This is a genomic window from Paenibacillus tyrphae, assembly GCF_024158745.1.
GTDB lineage: Bacteria > Bacillota > Bacilli > Paenibacillales > NBRC-103111 > Paenibacillus_G > Paenibacillus_G tyrfis_A.
In genome coordinates, this window is record NZ_JAMZAW010000012.1 from 228,189 (window position 1) to 246,278 (window position 18,090).

17 protein-coding genes and 1 riboswitch are annotated in these 18,090 nt (G+C 56.3%); of the genes, 13 read left to right on the forward strand and 4 right to left on the reverse strand.

The annotated features are described in order from the left end of the window. The first annotated feature begins 81 nt into the window (after positions 1–81). On the forward strand, positions 82–1,530 hold the full coding sequence (locus tag NI000_RS36975) for a L,D-transpeptidase family protein (protein ID WP_309247915.1): 1,449 nt from the start codon (positions 82–84) through the stop codon (positions 1,528–1,530). A gap of 260 nt (positions 1,531–1,790) precedes the next feature. On the opposite strand, the gene NI000_RS19660 is transcribed toward NI000_RS36975, so the two are convergent. Continuing rightward, entirely contained in the window at positions 1,791–1,928 is a 138-nt protein-coding gene (locus NI000_RS19660) for a hypothetical protein (RefSeq protein ID WP_253413139.1), read from the reverse strand. 164 nt (positions 1,929–2,092) lie between these two features. On the opposite strand from NI000_RS19660, the gene NI000_RS19665 reads away from it, so the two are divergent. Genes NI000_RS19665 through NI000_RS19675 form a run of 3 tightly spaced genes read left to right on the forward strand, consistent with a single transcriptional unit; the run spans position 2,093 to position 4,495 of the window. Continuing rightward, entirely contained in the window at positions 2,093–3,187 is a 1,095-nt protein-coding gene (locus tag NI000_RS19665; RefSeq protein ID WP_253413140.1) for a quinone-dependent dihydroorotate dehydrogenase, read from the forward strand. Between the two features lie 27 nt (positions 3,188–3,214). Beyond that, a complete protein-coding gene (locus NI000_RS19670; RefSeq protein ID WP_253413141.1) occupies positions 3,215–4,018 on the forward strand; it encodes a GTP pyrophosphokinase in 804 nt (267 codons plus the stop codon). A 54-nt stretch (positions 4,019–4,072) separates the two neighbouring features. Then, on the forward strand, positions 4,073–4,495 hold the full coding sequence (locus NI000_RS19675; protein WP_253413142.1) for a DUF309 domain-containing protein: 423 nt from the start codon (positions 4,073–4,075) through the stop codon (positions 4,493–4,495). A gap of 27 nt (positions 4,496–4,522) precedes the next feature. Here NI000_RS19675 and NI000_RS19680 read toward each other — a convergent pair whose 3' ends face one another. Then, positions 4,523–5,179: a phosphatase PAP2 family protein gene (locus NI000_RS19680; protein ID WP_253413143.1), complete on the reverse strand. Its 657-nt coding sequence runs from the start codon at positions 5,177–5,179 to the stop codon at positions 4,523–4,525. A 104-nt stretch (positions 5,180–5,283) separates the two neighbouring features. Next, on the reverse strand, positions 5,284–5,766 hold the full coding sequence (locus NI000_RS19685; protein ID WP_108530043.1) for a thioredoxin family protein: 483 nt from the start codon (positions 5,764–5,766) through the stop codon (positions 5,284–5,286). Between the two features lie 166 nt (positions 5,767–5,932). On the opposite strand from NI000_RS19685, the gene NI000_RS19690 reads away from it, so the two are divergent. The 7 genes from NI000_RS19690 to NI000_RS19720 all read left to right on the forward strand — a co-directional run bounded on the left by NI000_RS19690 (position 5,933) and on the right by NI000_RS19720 (position 15,340). Continuing rightward, positions 5,933–7,549: a hypothetical protein gene (locus NI000_RS19690; protein ID WP_253413144.1), complete on the forward strand. Its 1,617-nt coding sequence runs from the start codon at positions 5,933–5,935 to the stop codon at positions 7,547–7,549. A gap of 14 nt (positions 7,550–7,563) precedes the next feature. Continuing rightward, a complete protein-coding gene (locus NI000_RS19695) occupies positions 7,564–9,060 on the forward strand; it encodes an RsmB/NOP family class I SAM-dependent RNA methyltransferase (RefSeq protein ID WP_253413145.1) in 1,497 nt (498 codons plus the stop codon). A gap of 1 nt (position 9,061) precedes the next feature. Continuing rightward, on the forward strand, positions 9,062–9,805 hold the full coding sequence (locus NI000_RS19700; RefSeq protein ID WP_253413146.1) for a pseudouridine synthase: 744 nt from the start codon (positions 9,062–9,064) through the stop codon (positions 9,803–9,805). Positions 9,806–9,854: 49 nt separating this feature from the next. Next, entirely contained in the window at positions 9,855–10,670 is an 816-nt protein-coding gene (locus NI000_RS19705; RefSeq protein ID WP_253413147.1) for a Cof-type HAD-IIB family hydrolase, read from the forward strand. 82 nt (positions 10,671–10,752) lie between these two features. Then, a complete protein-coding gene (locus NI000_RS19710; RefSeq protein WP_253413148.1) occupies positions 10,753–11,793 on the forward strand; it encodes a hypothetical protein in 1,041 nt (346 codons plus the stop codon). 59 nt (positions 11,794–11,852) lie between these two features. Then, positions 11,853–12,004, forward strand: a riboswitch (FMN riboswitch). Between the two features lie 143 nt (positions 12,005–12,147). Continuing rightward, positions 12,148–13,101, forward strand: a complete 954-nt coding sequence (locus NI000_RS19715; RefSeq protein ID WP_253413149.1) for a DMT family transporter — start codon at positions 12,148–12,150, stop codon at positions 13,099–13,101. Between the two features lie 205 nt (positions 13,102–13,306). Then, positions 13,307–15,340 carry a methyl-accepting chemotaxis protein gene (locus NI000_RS19720; protein ID WP_253413150.1) on the forward strand — a complete coding sequence of 678 codons (2,034 nt, stop codon included), beginning with the start codon at positions 13,307–13,309 and terminating at the stop codon, positions 15,338–15,340. Positions 15,341–15,426: 86 nt separating this feature from the next. On the opposite strand, the gene NI000_RS19725 is transcribed toward NI000_RS19720, so the two are convergent. Continuing rightward, a complete protein-coding gene (locus tag NI000_RS19725) occupies positions 15,427–16,815 on the reverse strand; it encodes an RsmB/NOP family class I SAM-dependent RNA methyltransferase (protein ID WP_253413173.1) in 1,389 nt (462 codons plus the stop codon). Positions 16,816–16,938: 123 nt separating this feature from the next. On the opposite strand from NI000_RS19725, the gene queD reads away from it, so the two are divergent. Together queD and NI000_RS19735 are read left to right on the forward strand one after the other, a co-directional pair. Further along, complete coding sequence (queD, locus tag NI000_RS19730; protein WP_253413151.1) at positions 16,939–17,415, forward strand: 6-carboxytetrahydropterin synthase QueD; 477 nt, start codon at positions 16,939–16,941, stop codon at positions 17,413–17,415. After that, positions 17,412–18,086, forward strand: coding sequence for a 7-carboxy-7-deazaguanine synthase QueE (locus tag NI000_RS19735; protein WP_253413152.1), 675 nt, complete (start codon positions 17,412–17,414; stop codon positions 18,084–18,086). Before queD ends, NI000_RS19735 begins: the two co-directional genes overlap by 4 nt. Positions 18,087–18,090 lie beyond the last annotated feature (4 nt).

Consider the following 18,090-nt stretch of genomic DNA (forward strand, 5'->3'; position numbering starts at 1 on the left):
GGCAAGCGATGCAAGAGTATTAAGAAAAGCGCTTCTCGCGCCGATATAGTTTGCAGGAAGGCGGAAAGAGAGGGGCGTCCCGTGAAACCGAAAGATTCGAAGGATTCGGAAGAACAGCTTCAGCTCTTTTTCAAACAGGATCCGTTTTATTTAAAAAAATATGTCAAAGAGCATCCGAACAATAAAATGGCGTGGTACTTGCTCGGACGCGACTATGAAGCGCAGGGGAAAAAGGGAAAAGCGCTGTACTGTTACGCGCAGGCCGGGGAAGTCTATGAAGCGTATGAGAATCAGAAGGTGGCTCTGCCTCCTGAAGAAATCGAACCGATCCATCGCTGGGGAACGGAACGTCAAAAAGATAGACGGAAGCGGCTCGCTCGTCTGATGGCCGTCGGTCTGCTCGCGTTTGCCGGTGTATTGTTTGCCCCGGAGCTGGGGCGTATATTGGAGAAGACGGAAGAAAGCGCCCGCACTCCGGTCATCGTGTTACCGGAAGGGGTGACGTCCTCCGAGCTGCAGGAAACGAAAGTGTATTATCTGGCCGGCGAGAAAACTCAACAGAATGTCGGCGCGGCGCTGCAAGAGATGCTTCTGCGGGAAAGAATTAGCAGCTACGCAATTTTGGCTCGGGGAGTCCCGTTGGCCGGGACCGCTTGGATCAGCTGGCTGAAGAAGCCGGAGACGCTGCTTTCCGTCGAAGCGAAAGCAAATGCGGCGCAGCAGCAGATCAATTATCATGATGCGGCTGCTTGCAGCTGCCAGCCAAGCGATCCGCAGAAGGCGGATGGCATTGTAGCCGCTTGGATGACGAAGCAGGAGCAGGATCTCGTGCTGCGCTCTGCCGTTGCGGCGCATATCCGGCGTACGGGGCAAGCCCCGACGCAGGCTTCGCAGCTGACGGAAGCGTATCCGAACAACGTACTGCCGGGGCTGACTATCTACATGAAGGAAACGTTCGACCGGGACAAGGAGGCCTTGGCTGCGGAGCTGGGCGCATGGCTCAAGCAAGCCGGGGCGCAGCCTGCGGTCGTCGACGGAAATCCCGTGCAGCCCGGAACGGGACAAGGCAGTTTGACCAAGCCGTTAACCGAACCGATGCGGATTATTGTCGATAAGCAGGCTCACCGGCTGTCGGTCGTCAGCGGCAACATCGTCGTCCGCAATTATCCGGTAGGCTTGGGAGCGGACCGGACACCGGAGGGCAGCTTCGTCATCTCGGAAAAGGTGCGCAATCCGAACGGGAAGTCGAACGGGGAGTTCGGGAGCCGGGGGATGACGCTGTCCGATACGAATTATGCGATTCACGGAACGAACCGGCCGTCCAGTATCGGCAAGGACGAGTCGCTAGGCTGCATCCGTATGGCTAAGGAGGATGTGGAGGAACTGTTCGATCTGGTGCCGCTCGGAACGAGCGTGACGATCGGCAAGGGCGCGCTGTCCAAGGAGGAATCGCGCAGCCCCGCACCGTATGGGGTGCCGCCGCAAAGCGTGGATACGAATCCGGGGAAGAAGTACAACTGGTTGAATTAGGAGCTTGGTCGTCCAAGTCGGCTTTGGTGAACAACCGGGAAAAATCCCTCTAGTTCTTCGGTTGAATATATTCCTACAGCCGCTCTTGAAACCCAAAAATGTTGATTTGTAATTGCGGTATCTTTTCGGGCTTCAAAGGCGGACGTAAACTCTTTCGGAATATATTCAACCTACCCTGCAGGGGATTTTTTTAGTTCACACCATAGCCTTTGTCAGAAGACCAAGCTCTTGTGCGAGAGGATGGAAAGCGCTAACAAGCCTTAATGATTGAAAATAAGCAGAACAATCATGCCGAGAATGAGGGCGCCGAAGATGGAACTGGCCCATACGATCAGCTTCTTATTAGGCTCATCCTTTGTTTTCCGCTGCGCATAGGGGGATATTTTCTTTTTTTGCATAGACCTCAGCCCTGCCTTTTTGTTTGGATTAAGCATATTTTAACATAATGTATTGTTTTAAGTTGTATGGATTTTGTGACTTGTCCCCTTTATTTTTGTTTCGTAAAGCGCTAAACTGTCAAAAGAGACTAACGAAGAGACACGTGCGGGGAGAGGACAGAAGCATGCTTTACAAAAAAATCGCAAAGCCGGTGCTGTTCGGGATGGACCCGGAGAAGGCGCATCATCTCATTATCGACGGATTGCATACGTTTGCCAAGCTGCCTGGCGGACGGAGTCTGCTTCGCGCGATGTGGGGCGTTCGGGCGTATCCGGAGCTGGAGAGCGAGCTATGGGGAATCCGGTTTCCGAATCCGGTCGGTTTGGCGGCAGGGTTGGACAAGAATGCGAAAGCGATCCCGGGATTTTCGAACATCGGCTTCGGCTTTATGGAAGTCGGCACGGTGACGCCGAAGCCGCAAGCCGGCAATGAGCTGCCGCGGCTGTTCCGGCTCCCGGAGGACGAGGCACTTATCAACCGGATGGGGTTCAACAATGTCGGAATCGAAGGCATGAAGCGAAATTTGCGCAATCAAGGCCAGCGCACGATTCCGCTTGCCATCAATATCGGAAAAAATAAAACGACGCCCAACGAGCAGGCGGAAGACGATTACCGCGCCTGCATTCAAGCGCTATATGGGTACGGAGACTTTTTCGTCGTTAATATCAGCTCGCCGAACACGCCGGATTTGCGCAATCTGCAGCATGGGGACGATCTGTCGCGTCTGCTCGCGGCCGTGAAGGACGAGATCCGCAAACAGCATGCCCGCTTCGGCGGACTTGAGAAGCCGGTACTGGTGAAGATTGCGCCCGATCTGGAGCAACAGGAAATCGAGTATATGGTCGAAACGATTGTACGGAGCAATGTCTCCGGCATCATCGCGTCCAATACAACGATCGCTAGAGACGGTCTGCGCCATGCGAACCGGGGAGAAACGGGCGGATTAAGCGGCCGTCCGCTGACGGAGCGCTCCACCGAGCTGATTCGAACCGTATACCGTTTAACGGACGGGAAGCTTCCGATTATCGGATCGGGAGGCATTTTTACGGCCGAGGACGCCTATGCGAAGATTCGGGCGGGAGCCAGTCTGGTCGAAGTATACACCGGCTTGATCTACGAAGGGCCGGACGTGCTGCGGCGCATTAACCGCGGACTTCGCACATTGCTGCGACAGGATGGATTTACGCATATATCGGAGGCGATCGGATCGGGGCACTAAGGCAAGAAAGATTTGGAGGTCGACGGAATGGACGGACGCGATTGGAAAAAATTTCTACTGCCTTACGAACAGGCGGTCGAGGAATTGAAAGTCAAATTCAAGACATTACGCGCGGAGCTCAAAAGCCGGGATGAATATTCGCCTATCGAATTCGTAACCGGCCGGGTCAAGAGGACTTCCAGCATTTTGGAAAAAGCCAAACGGCTGAGCGTTCCGATGGATCAGCTCGAGACCGGAATCGAAGATATTGCGGGCATTCGGATTATGTGTCAATTCGTTGAGGATATCGAACGGTTGGCCGAGTTGATCCGTGCTCGGGAAGATATGACGCTATTATACGAGAAAGATTATATTGCCAATAAGAAGCCGAGCGGTTACCGCAGCTACCATATGATTGTGGAATATCGGGTCCAGACGGCGCTCGGCATGAAGCGCGTGCTGGCCGAGATTCAGCTGCGGACGCTGGCCATGAATTTCTGGGCGACGATTGAGCATTCGCTGAACTATAAATACCGGGAAAGCTTGCCGGAGGATGTCGTCGCACGGCTCAGCCGGGCGGCGGAAGCCGCTTACCAGCTCGATCAGGAGATGAGCAGCATCCGCGAAGAGATCGTCGAGGCACAGAAGCTGTTCGAGGACAAATCGAGCATCGTGGCCAAGGTGCTGAACGGCATTCAGGAGCTGTATTTCCATCTGCGGGTACGGGAAGCCGCACAGTTTCAGATGCGCTTCAACGAGCTCTGGGATACGGACGATGTCTGGCTGCTGAAGAAGCTGTCGAACGAGGTGGATCAGGCGGTGAACCGGGCGAAGAAAAATTCATTGGCCTAAAAGTCCGATGAATGCCGGGCCTCCGCTGGAGGCGATCGAAACGGAGGCGAGACGGTGACGAAGTCATACGATCGTTTATATGTCGAGTTCGTGTATTATTTCAACGTGGCGCGCGACTATTTCGAATGTCACGAAGTGATGGAGGAGCTTTGGCTCGAGGAAGGCAGACATCCGTTGTACCAAGGCCTGCTGCAGGTGGCAGTGGGCCTTTACCATTACCGCAACGGCAATACGAGCGGGTCGATCAAGCTGTTTACCGCGGCCTTGGACAAATTGGACAATTACCCGGAGGATGCGCTTGGGATCGACCTGGGCCGGCTTCGCGACAACAGCCGGCTGTATTTAGACAAGCTGGCCCTTGCGGAGGAGCAGCCGTTTGCTTTCTACGATCTGGACATCCTCATTCTGGATGCCGAGCTGGAAGCATTGGTAGAAGAGCTGAGGCTGAATCCGCCGGAGCCGCATGAAGAGGATTAACCCGGAATGCGGTCGGCGGTGCCAGACTTAGGACCGGCGCGAAACGAGTACGGCTTGCAGCCCGACTCCGCAGACGGTAAGCCACGCCGCCCCGGCGGCAAATCCGGCGGCAACGTCGCTCGGATAATGAACCCCCAAGTAAATGCGGCTTACGCCGATCATGATGATCAGACAACCGGCCGTTACGGCGAGCAGCAGCTTCAGAACAGGAGATTTGACGAACATCAAGAAGAGCATGGCCAGCATACCGTAGAAGACGATCGACGCCATAGAATGTCCGCTCGGGAAGCTGTAGCCCACCTCTTCGACGATACGGCGCAACGTAGGCCGTTCCCGTTCGAAAATTTGCTTTAAAAGCTGATTGAACAGCATGCCGCCGGTGACGGCTACCACGAAAAAAAGAGCTTCCCATTTCTTCTTTTGCCACACCATCAGAGATACGCTAACGGGCAGAAGGACAAATAATGTCTGAAACGCTCCGAACAAAGTAATCCCCTTCATCCATACGGTCAGCTTAGGACTGATATGCGATTGAATCCAATCGATGTAGGTCCGGTCAAAACGCTCCAGTTGATTTTCCTGTAAATCGTGTGCGAACTTAACAAAGATCAGAGTCGACAGCAGCACAATGATGACTGCAGTCAACATATATTTTCCGGTCAGCAATGCTTGTTTAGGTTGCATAGGGGCCCGTACAGCTCCTTTGAAAAAAGATGAAATAAAAGAAACAGCGGACCGCAATCCGCTGCTTCGTCGTATCCTTGGGCGTCCACCGACAGCCGGCAGGATTATTTTTTATGCTTTTCGAAAAAGGCTTTGAACGTTTCGGCTTTTTGTTCGCCGACGAGACGCTCGACTTCTTTGCCGCCTTTGTAATAAATCAGGGTCGGGGTTGCTTCTATGTTGTATTTTTGCCATCCGTCCTTGAACTCTTCAAGATTGAACTGCTTGACGTCAATGTTGAAATCCTTGGCGACCGGCATAAGCACAGGCGTTGTCACCTTGCAGTGCGGGCACGTCGAGCCGAAATAATACAGGTAGAAGTCTTCCTGTGCTGCGATTTTCTTGTCGAGCGCGTCAGGCAAAATGATGTTTTGGTAGTTCGGATCGTCCAGAAGCGCCAGTGTGGCCGGATTCAGCTTGTCCGGCGCAATGCCGTATACGTTGTTCGCGTACTTTCCGAATTTCGCCTGATTGGATTGTTGATTGACAAAATAAAGAGCTCCGAACAGAACGACGATAATAGCTAAAAAGATACCTAACTTTTTCATGATTCCCCTCTTCCTACCGAGATAAATGGTTACTCTAAAAACATTCGTTACTTATGCAAAGTTTCCTCCTTCTATCATACAATAAAATTGAAGGAATTTCGACATTGGCGTGGAATACATGGGTAGACTAGGGACGTCCAAGAGAATGGCGGGGGAACGTTACACTATGAAACGCATCATCAAAGTTCTTGGCAAGCGGGAAAACGCCATATTTCTCGGAGTGGGCGGCGTGCTGCTGCTAGGCGGGTTGGTATGGGGCGCTATGTTCTGGAACGCCGGGGCTGTGGAGCCTTCGGTTCCGCCAACTCAGACCGAACCGTCCGGGGAAAAGGCCAAAGTGATCTCCGATCCGGATGCTTATCACGCTCAGGATTCCGCGTCCGGCTTTCCGGCGCTGGAGGTCGAGAGATCCAAAATAAACAAAGGATTTATGGCAACCGTAAAGCAAGGACGGGTGCTGGAGCAGGTTGCGGCACCGGACGGCGTCACGATGGTATACTTGGTCCAGCGGAGCAAAACAGGCGATAACGGAAGCGGCTCCCGGATCGATGCGCTGTGGATGGCCCCGCAAAGCGAGTCCGCCGAGAGCGCGCCGATTGCCCAGATCACGGGGACGGACGAAGATGTGATCCGGCGTTCGACCCGATTGTGCGGGTTTATGAATAAAGACGAGTTTGTATACACGACCGTGAAAAACGAGGGAAGCGAGCTCGTGTATTACGTCAACCGCTTCTCAATGAAGCAGCGTACGTCGACGCCGCTTCTGGAGCTGTACCGCCATGAATCGAACGGGCGGCCCGCCCCGGCGGTGCTCGAAGCCAAGCTTGCCCCGGATAAGCGGCATCTACTGGTCCGTGACGAGCGAAGCGGGATCGCAAGCTACGATTTGAAAACCGGAGCGCAGGCGCGGATCGTTCCCGCCTCCGAAGCCGTACGTGCCGGGGAAACCTTTCTGCTGGCACCGGAAGCGGGCGTAGGGCTCTATGCCGCCGGCCGTTTTCAAAGCGATCTATGGTGGATCGATTGGAATACCGGAGGAGCCAGGCAGCCGTTCGCGGCCGAACCGGGATTTGTGGACGCGGGAATGGATGCGGGGCGGAAGCTCATTTATTATAATTGGACCTATGACCGGAAGCCCGAACTGGCGCTGGCAGGGGATAAACGAACGCTGCTTGCCTCGTCTGGCGTACAGCTTGCCGATCTGAAAGCCAATCCGCTCAAGCGGTTCAGCCTGCCGAAAGGCTCGAAGGAACATCTGGAATTCGGAGGCTACAACGAGGAGCGGAAAACGGTGCTGCTGCATCAATTTCAATTGGAGCGGGCAGCCGCACCGAACGGAACCTCGGCTGTGGTCAAGAAAACAACGGCTTGGCTGCTCGGGGATCTGAAGACGGGAACGATGCAGCCGCTCCAGCAGGTGGAGGTACCGGACGGGTGGGAGCTGAAGGACATGGCGTTCGGCAGCGTCCTGACGGACGGCGGAAGCGATACGCCTGCGGAGCAAGTATTCGTCAATATGCAGGACCGGACGTATTATAGGGCGAAGTGGAAGACGAAACAGCCGATGGTGCTGCCGGAGGAGGACCTCGTCTTGTTCGCCGACGAGCCGAGCAAGCGGGTGTTCGTCAGTTCGCTCACGCGGCCCGATCTGGTCGTTGCAGCGCTGAATTATAAAAAGTACAATTGGGATAATCAAGAGTTCGCGTGGTTGAACGGGCATTGGATGTCACGGTACCTCAAGGCGGCGGATGGCGATAAAATCTTTTTCTTCCAGATTAACTGAAACGAGTGACGACAATGACGGAGCCGATGCTGCCGGAAGCATTTAAACAAAAAATGAAAGGCTTGCTGGAGGCCGAATATTCGGCCTTTCTGGCGTCTTATGGGGAGGAACGGCTTTATGGCCTGCGCGTCAATACGCTCAAACTGTCTGAAGAGCAGTTTCGCGGCTTGACCCGCCTGGAGCTCAAGCCGGTCCCCTGGGCGGCAACCGGCTTTTACTACCGGGAAGGAGACGGGCGGCCGGGGAAGCATCCGCATTACCATGCGGGGCTGTATTACATTCAAGAGCCGAGCGCGATGGCTCCGGCCGAGCTGCTTGACGTCCGTCCCGGCGAAAGGGTGTTGGATTTATGCGCCGCGCCGGGCGGAAAAACGACGCAGCTTGCGGCTAAGCTGCAAGGAACCGGGCTGATCGTAGCGAACGACGTGCATCCGGACCGGGTGAAGGCGCTTGTGAAAAATATTGAGCTGAGCGGCGTACGCAACGCCGTCGTGCTGAACGAAGATCCGGCGAAGCTGGAAGGAGCCTTTGCCGGCTACTTTGATAAGATTCTGATCGATGCGCCCTGCTCGGGCGAAGGCATGTTCCGCAAGGAAGAGGATATGGCCAAAGTCTGGCGGCCGGACTGGCCTGCGAAGTATGCCGAGATGCAGCGGACGCTGCTGAAACAGGCGGCCCGAATGCTGAAGCCGGGCGGCTTGATGGTCTACTCGACCTGTACGTTCTCGCCAGAGGAGAACGAGGCGATGATCGCCGCGTTTCTGGACGAGCATCCGGCGTTTGCGGTCGAGCCGGCCCCCGCCTTCGGCGGCTGGGCGCCCGGCCGGCCGGACTGGCTCGGCGGGCGCTACGCCCGCGGGGCCGAAACGGCCGGCACCGCGCGCCTGTGGCCGCACCGGCTCGCGGGCGAGGGCCACTTCGCGGCCGCACTGCGCCGCCGCGGCGAGCCCGCGCCCTTGGCGGCGGCGGGGCCTGCGCCCGGCGACCGCCCGGGGCGGGCCTCGAAGCCGGCCCGCCGCGGAGCTGCCAGCGCAGGGCGCGCACCGGCGCGGGGCGCTGCCGCGGACCCGCGCGAGGCGCTGGCCCGCTTCGCGGCAGAGCAGCTGGCCGCGGCGCCGTACGGCGCGGCCGAGCTCGAATGCCGCGGCGAGCACGTGTACGCCGCGCCGGCGGGGCTGCCGCCGCTGGACGGCATCCGGGTCATCCGCCCCGGATGGTACCTCGGCAGCGTAACCAAGCAGCGCTTCACGCCTTCGCACGCGCTGGCGATGGGCCTGCGCGCGGAGGAGGCGCTGCGCACGGTGACGTTCACGGCCGACGATCCGCGGGCCGTGCGGTATTTGAAGGGCGAGACGCTGGAGCTCGCTCCAGGCGAGCTTCGTACCGCAGCGGACGGCGTTCCCGCCAAAGGATATGCCCTCGTGTGCATGGACGGGTATCCCGTCGGCTGGGCGAAAGCGCAGGACGGGATGCTGAAGAACGAATATCCCCCCGGTTGGAGGTGGACATAAGATGAAAGCAACGCTACGGCTGGACAAGCTGCTGGCTCATACCGGCTACGGCACCCGCAGCGAAATCAAACAGATCGTGAAACGCGGCGTCGTCAGCGTCGACGGCAAAACGGCAAAGGACAGCGGAATGCAGGTGAATCCCGAGCGGGATCGCATTACGGTTGACGGAGAGCCGGTGGTTTACCGCGAATTCGTTTACTTGATGCTGCATAAGCCGCAAGGCGTCGTGTCCGCGACGGAAGATACGAGGGATCGGACCGTGCTCGATCTGCTGGACGAGCAGTATTCGCATTTTGACGTATTCCCGGTCGGGCGGCTGGACAAAGACACCGAAGGGCTGCTGTTGCTGACGAACGACGGCAAGCTGGCGCACAACCTGCTGTCGCCGCGAAAGCATGTTCCGAAAATGTATTATGCCGAAGTGAACGGTGCCGTTGACCAAAGCGACATTGACGCGTTCGCGCGCGGCGTCACACTCGATGACGGCTATGTGACGATGCCGGCCGAATTGATCGTGCTGCACTGCGGCCGCCCCGAAGCGGGCGAGCTGTCCCGCATCGAATTGACCATACATGAAGGTAAGTTTCATCAAGTGAAACGCATGTTTCAAGCCGTCGGCAAGCAAGTGACCTATCTGAAACGGCTGTCCATGGGACCGCTGAAGCTGGACCGGGCGCTGCCGCTCGGGCAGTCGCGGGAATTGACGGATGCAGAGCGGCAAAGCTTGCTGGCCCATGGGGAATAGCTTTTCAACCTGCCTATAGAGAGAAGAAGTACAAGGGAGCGGAGAAAAAATGAACTATCGCATCATTGCGCTTGACGTGGACGGTACGCTTTTGAACGACGACTATGAAGTAACGGACAAAACGGTGGAAACGCTGCGCACGGCGCACGAAGCAGGGGCTCGGATCGTATTGTGCACCGGCCGGGGTCCGGCCAATGCGATCCCGGTGCTGGAGCGTCTGGGCCTTACCGGCGTGCTGATCACGCATAACGGGGCGGCGACCGTCGAGACGCCGGGTCCGAAGCTGCTGCATCAATTCGGCTTCGAGGTGCAGGAGCTTGCGGAACTCGTCCGCTACTGCCGCGAACAGCATGTGCATTTTGACGTGAACACCGCGCTGGATATGTTCGTCGAGAAGGTAGGCGAGCGGGAAGCGGCGATGTACGAGAAATATATGGTTTCTCCCGAACGGGTGGAGGACGTGCTGAGCATGACCGTTCCGCTCGTGAAGCTTACGATGTTCGGTTCGGAGGAAGAGATGGATGCGGTCGAGCGGGACTTGGCGCGAGTATCGCTGCCTCCGAGCGTTCATGCGCTGAGAAGCGGGGTGCACTTTGTCGACGTGATGTCGAAGGAAGTGTCCAAGGGCCGTGCGCTGCAGGCGCTCGCCGCCCAATGGGATATTGCTCCCGAAAACATCGTTGCCATAGGCAACTATTACAACGATATCGATATGATCCGGTTTGCCGGGCTCGGGATCGCGATGGACAATTCGCCGGATGCGGTCAAAGAGGCCGCCGATGCTGTCACGCTGTCCAATAACGACGACGGCGTGCACGAAGCGCTGCGCCGTTACGTGCTCCGTTCGGGAGAGCTCCGCGCATAGTTTTCCGTCAGGGAAGGACATGCTATGAGGGTAGAAAACTCCGCACTACGCGAGTGCATAACCTGAATTGGAGGGGACCCGAATGACGCATGTCAGCTTAAGACCGGATCTGAGGACGGCGGGCGGCGAAGTCAGCGACATCATGTTCAAAAATCGGTTTGTGGGTACGTTAACTCTCGTCTTCCGTGAATCCGACCGAATTGCAGGCGCGCTCCAATTGGAGAAAGAAGTGCTTGACGACGCGGAGAAAGACGAAGTGTTCGATGCGGTCCACCGGTATGTGGACTCCCTGCTGGACGCTCTGCAGGCAAAAGGGTGCGAGGTAATGGTCACCTACAGCAGCTTTGACCATGTGATCGCTTCGGAGCGGGAAGCGTCTGCTTATGCCGGGATCGTCTCGACGGAAGAAGATTTCGATTACGACTCGGATTGGATCGATAACGATACGCGTCTTGAAGACGAGCCCCCTGGGGAGCGGAACGACTTCACCATGGCGGATTTCGAACTGGTGCTGGTCGGCGAAGACGAGGACGGACTGGAATACCATCTCTACAATAAAGACGAAGATTTTGTCGCCGAGGTATTTCTCCAAATCGAGGACCGCGAAGTGACCGGCACCGTCTATTGGATGATCGAACCGACCGAAGCCGAGCTGGATATCGCGGCCGATCTGCTTGTGCTCGATTTCGACGAGGACGAAGTGGACCGCTTCGAAATTGCAATGAGCTTCGACAACGAGATTTTCGAAGTGATTCAGCTAACCCACGAGGATTTGCTGGCGGAGGAGGACGACTCCGAGGTATTGTGGAGCGGGGACGACGAAGACAAGCCGTATACGGTTATGCTCGTCCGGGATGATAGGGGAGTACTGACGTACGAAATTTATCAGCAGTCCCGGGGCGGTCTTCCGATCGGCACGGCCACGGTGGATATCAGCGAGCGCCAACTGACCGGCTTTATCGATTTTCGCGAGCCCGGCAGCACCGACGACCGGGAGCTTATTGCTACCCTGCTGATGGAGGAGCTTGACAAGGAGAAAGATTACTCCGCGCTTAACTTGTCCATGATGCACAACAACCGGCTGATCGAAGAAGTGCTGTTCGAAACAGAAAACGACCATTAATTGCAAAAAAAGACTTGCTGAAAGCGAAAAGCATATGATAAAATGCTTTCTAATTGAATTAGGACCTTCGGGGCAGGGTGAAAATCCCGACCGGCGGTGAAGGCTCGCACAGAGCTCAAGCCCGCGACTCGTCGATTTCCGCAGCGGAACAGACGACTGACTTGGTGCAATTCCAAGGCCGACGGTATAGTCCGGATGGGAGAAGGTCACAAAGTAGGCATACCGGTTTGAATCGTTTTGTCAAAAAAACGGCTCATGGTGAGCTTATTTGCATATGCCCCGTTATCTTAACTGATAGCGGGGCTGACTTCTTTTCGAAGGGTCCTGTTCAAACACCTTGGGAGGTTGTTGAATATGGACAGAGTTTCGACTGTCGGGTTAAGCGGCCGTGTTGCTACGGCCAAAGTAAACATGCGGAGCGGACTATGGCTTGTTGTGCTCGGCTCGGCGCTATGGGGCGTCGACCCTTTATTCCGTATCCTGCTGCTTAAATCGTTTACTTCTACGCAAATTGTTTTGATCGAGCACGTGCTGCTGCTCGTCTACGCCTTGCCGGTCGTCTGGCTGCACAGGCAGGAGCTGCGGGGCTTGAAGCTGCGCCATTTTATGGCTCTGCTGTTCATCTCGTGGGGCGGCTCGGCGCTGGCGACGATCCTGTTCACGTCCGCGTTCGCTCACGGCAATCCGAATGCCGTGCTGCTGCTGCAAAAGCTGCAGCCGCTGTTTGCGATCATTCTGGCCCGGATCGTGCTGAAAGAAAGCTTGCCGCGACGCTTTGCGCTGCTCTTGATTCTCGCGCTTCTTGGCACCTATCTGCTGACGTTCGGCTGGAAGGCGCCGATCGGGCATTGGGGCGATATCGCGACCTGGAGCGGATTGCTCTCCATCGGAGCGGCTGCGCTATGGGGCGGCTCGACGGTGATGGGCAGGCTGATGCTCGGACAAATGAAATTCGAGACGGTGACGGCCCTCCGTTTCCTGCTGGCGCTGCCGCTGCTTCTGGCATTGTCGGCGGGCCAGGGAATGGCGCTCGTTCAGCCTGCGCACTCAATCGCTTGGGGCGCGGTGATCGTTAATTTGGTTATGGGTGCTTTCATACCGGGGCTGCTGAGTCTACTGCTCTACTACCGGGGATTGACCGATACAAAAGCTTCTTATGCAACGTTGGCCGAGCTGTCTTTTCCGGCGGTCGGCTTGCTAATCAACTGGCTGGTGTTCCAACAAGCCGTTACGCCGGACCAACTGGTCGGCTTCGTCATTATATGGGCCGCATTGTTCGGTCTTTCGCGTCAAAGCCAAAGCGAGTGAAAAATAGACTGTCCTTTCGGGACAGCCCAAGCCTGTTGAGAACCCTCAACAGGCTATTTCTTTTGTTTTCGTTCTTTATTCATTCACCTCGCCATGCATCGATTGTAAAAAAATACCGTTAAAAAATACGTTGTCATCTGTCGAATTAATATAATGGGACATCGTTCCAGTATTTAATAAATTTCATCTAAGGGCGGGCAGAAAAATGGACAGGTTGCAAATTCGGAGCAAATGGAAAGGATTTACGAACGACAAAGTATTTTTTACGATTAAAAACAAACTCATCTTCACCTTTGTGGTCATACTGCTTGTTCCTACGGTGCTGCTCTCGTATGTCTCGTATCAAACGGCAAGGCAAAACGTGGACAGCCAAATGGTCAGCTCGTCAAAGGAAGCCGTCGAGCTGATCGATGCCTTATTGAACGATTTTTTCGCGTCCAAGATGCAGCAGGTGGACGCTTTGTCACGGACTGTCGATCTAAGCGCCGTAAAAGCGGCGGACAACTCCAATATCGGGGTGCAGGATTCGGTGCGCCGCCAGCTTCTGATGTACCGAGAAATCGAAAAGGATGCCGATATGGTTTTCGTCGGTACCAAGAACGGCTTGTATATGGATTCCGCCGACGCGACCAAAATGGCCGCCGATTACGATCCTCGCGAGCGCGCCTGGTTTAAGCAGGCGGTAGAAAACAAGGGCAAGATCATCATCACTTCTCCCTATATCTCCTCGGCTACGGGGAATCTGGTATTCACGGTTGCGAAAGAAACGGCCGACGGCCGGGGCGTCGCAGCCATGTCGATCTCGACCAAAAAGCTTGCCGAAATCACCCGAACGGTAAGCATTGGCACGGAAGGGTTTGTTTTCATTTCGGATATGGACCGGAAATTTGTGTATCATCCTACCAGCGAAATCGGAAGTCCAATGCCCGAGGGCGAGATGACGAGCAACTTGTATAAAACCGATACGGGGTATTTTCAGTACACGATGGACGGCGCTTTGAAGAAAATGGTGTTCTCCACCAATTCGTCTTCGGGCTGGAAAATCGGCGGCACCATGTATGAATCGGAAATTGCTGATGCGGCTTCTCCGATTTTGAAATCTACGCTCATCGTGCTGGTTTTGTCCACATTGATCGGCTCTTTGATGGTGGCTGCGATTATTTTCTCGATTCTGAAGCCGCTCCGGAAAATAAACGAAGCTTCGCTGTTGATCAGCGAAGGAGATTTGACGAAACAAATCGAGATCGCCCGTGCCGACGAACTGGGAACATTAAGCTCGAACTTTAATAAAATGGCTTCGTCGCTGCGAGCCTTGATCTACAAAGTCAACGACAATGCGATGCAGCTTGCCGCGTCCGCCGAACAGCTATCGGCCAGCTCCGAGCAAATTACGGAAGCGGGCAAGCAGGTCGCTCAGGCGGTGCAAGAAATCGCCAACGGCTCGGCGCAGCAAGTGGTGCAAATCGGCGAAACGAACCGGGAGATGAACGATATGGCATCCCAACTGCAGGCCATTTCCCATAATACCGACGCCGTCTCCGACTCGGCGCAGCATACGCAAGAGACGGCCCAAGACGGCACGGACGCGATCCGGACCGTTATCGATCAAATGAATGCCATTGGGCAAAAAGTGAAGACGCTGTCCGACGATGTGACGGGGCTCGGGGACCGTTCCAAGCAAATTGTATCCTTCACAACCGTGATTGCGGAAATTGCTTCCCAGACCAACCTGCTGGCGCTTAATGCCTCCATCGAAGCCGCAAGGGCCGGAGAGCAGGGGAAAGGCTTTGCGGTTGTCGCCGCCGAAATCAAGAAATTGGCGGAGCAGTCCAGCGCTTCGGCCAAGCAGATTTCGCAATTGATCGCCGCTATTCAAAAGGATACGGACATGACTGCGGCCAATATGGAAACGGTGACGCACGAAGTGGAGCAGGGAATGGTTAAGGCGGACATGGCAGGTAGGTCGTTTGAACAAATTCTGAGCTCGCTGGACGGCGTAGCCGTTCAAATCGCCCAGGTCTCGCAAGCGACGCAAGGAATGGCCGCAAATTCCGAAAATGTCTTGAACGCCGTCGATGCCGTATCGCATATTTCCGAAGATACCGCGGCGTGCATTGAACAAGTGGCGGCAAGCACGGAAGAGCAGCTTGCTTCTATGGAAGAAATCGCATCTTCCTCTGCGCTGCTGAGCAAAATGGCGGAAGAGCTTCAAGAAACCGTTGCGAAATTTAAAGTGTAGGCTTTTCTTATACCAAAAGCAGCGTGCGGTCATAATCGATCGCATGCTGCTTTTTTGCCAAGGGTGTGCATAGAAAGGGTGAGAAATTACCGGCGCAGCCCTTTCGGATAATGGTTTTTGACCTGCGTTCCCGATTGCTTGCCCCAGCCGAGCGGGAAGCCGTCCACCGTGACCAGCGTCCAGCCACTGCGGGCTTCAGGTCCGTCCACGGTCTCGCCACGGAGGTAGCGTTCCGCTTCGCCGCTTCCCGCGGGCAGCTCGACCGCAAGCCGGGCTTGGGCGGCATTGGTCAGCGCAAGGGCCAAAGCATGGGCCGGCTCCGCGCGGTCCTTCTTCACCTCGGCAAGGTGAAGGCCGGGGCGCAGCGTCTTGAGCCCCTGAAGCATCGCGCTGCCGAACGGGATGCCGGCTGGTGCAGGCAGCAGGTAGAGCTGCTCGCCGAACAAGACCGGCTCGCCCGGCGGAAGCTCGAATCCCGCAGCAAGCGACTCCCCGGCGAACCGTTGGAACAGCCGCATGGCTGCCTCTTCGGGCCGGCTGCCACCGCGCTTCGCTTTGCCTGCCTGACGCATACGCGGGGGTGCCGAGCCCTTCGTGGCCTCATGCGGCTCATCCGGTCCCCCTTCCAGGTGCAGCACGGCGACAAAATGCCCCTCGCCGCGGTGCAGGTGCGGCCAAATCCGCTCCGTCCGATCGAGCCGCAGCTGCGGATATTGGCGGACCAACTCTTGAACGGTGCGCTCGTTCTCCTGCTCGTTGAACGTGCAGGTCGAATAGGCGAGCCGTCCGCCCGGCTTCAGCATCGTCACCGCGGATTGCAGAATGTCCAGCTGCCGCGCCGCGCACATCTCGACGTGAGCGGGTGACCATTCGGCGATCGCCTCCGGGTCTTTGCGGAACATGCCTTCTCCCGAACAGGGGGCGTCGACCATGATTTTATCGAAAAAGCAGGGGAACCGCTCGGCAAGCTGCTGCGGCGTAGCGCTGACGACGACGGCGTTCGTTACGCCCATCCGCTCGATATTTTCGGATAAGCTCTTGGCGCGGACAGGGTGAATTTCATTACTGATCAGCAGCCCTTGTCCAGCCAGCTTTCCGGCGATGTGCGTCGATTTCCCGCCCGGCGCGGCGGCGAGGTCGAGAACGACGTCCCCCGGCTGCGGGTCCAGCAGCTCAACGGCGGACATGGCGGACGGCTCTTGGATATAATACAGCCCCGCCGCGTGGTAGGGATGCTTTCCGGGTTTCGTTTCTTCCCGGTAATAGAACCCTGTCCCGCACCAGGGGACGGGCTCCAGCCCGAACGTGTCGCGCAGACGCTCCAGGATGGGGCCGCCGCTCCTCGGGTCGATTTTGGCAGGATTCATTCGCAAGCCCTGTGTGCGGGGCTGTTCATAGCTTCGCAGAAACGCTTCGGCATTCTCTTGAAGCTGGATTTGCATTTGTTGGATATAAGCTTCGGGCAAACGGATCATAGAGGACATGTCGAACTCCTTTTAGACTGTCGGTATCCCTACATTATACAAGCTTCGCCATATTGTGAGAAGCTAAGACGGCATGCTATAATTGTTTGGTCCTTTTGGGAGAGGTGAACGAGAATGACATACGAAATTCCGAAAAAAGTACAAACGTTAGGCGAAGACATTCAGCGCAGCGAGCTTAAATACCACGACAGGGAAGTACTCGTCTCCAAGGAATTTACGTTCGATAGCGCCCATCATTTGCATTGCTACGAGGGCAAATGCAAAAGCCTGCATGGGCATACGTATAAACTTCAGGTTATGATGCGCGGCAAGGTCGACGACCGGGGCATTACGATCGATTTTGCGGATATCAAACGAATCGCAAAAGAACGCATCATCGACCGGCTGGATCACCGATACTTGAACGAGGCGCTGCCGCCGATGAATACGACCGCGGAAAATATGGTCGTCTGGATGTACGAGCAGCTTCGCGACGCGCTGCAAAGCGAAGGGCTGTTTCCGGCGGTTCGGCTGGAGGAAGTCCGCCTGTGGGAGACGCCGACCAGCTATGCGGCCGTCACGGCGCGCTTGATGGGAGATGATCCGGCATGATCCGGCTGCCGATGGTGGAAATTTTCGAGACGGTCGAAGGCGAGGGCACGCGGGCTGGTTTTCCGACCGTGTTCGTGAGGCTGTTCGGCTGCAATCTGCGCTGCACATGGTGCGATACGAAGTACAGCTATCCGCCGGCCGAGGCCGAATTTACGATGACGATCGAAGAGATTGTAGCCGAAGCCGGACGTTACCGTTCGCGGCACGTCTGTCTGACCGGGGGCGAGCCGCTTCTGTACGGCGATAAATCCGCGGCACTCATCGAGGCGCTGGTTGCGACCGGCCGCTACGACGATCTGCATATCGAAACGAACGGCGCCATCGATCTGACGCCCTTTTTGGAGCGGATCGAATCGCCCATTGTTCGGTACATTATGGACTACAAGCTGCCCGATTCCGGCGAAGAGGAACGGATGATCACGGCAAATCTGGCGAAGCTGCGCCCGCAGGACGAGTTGAAGTTCGTGATCGGGAGCGAGCGGGATTTTCATGCGGCCAAAGCGCTGCTCGAAGCGTACCCGACCCGGGCGCTGCCGCTGTTCAGCCCGGTCTGGGAAACGATGCCTCCAGCCAAGCTGGTCGGTTTGATGCTGGAGCACGGCTTGTCTCGGGTGAAGCTGAACATGCAGATGCATAAAATCATTTGGGACCCTGCGGCCCGCGGGGTATAACCAT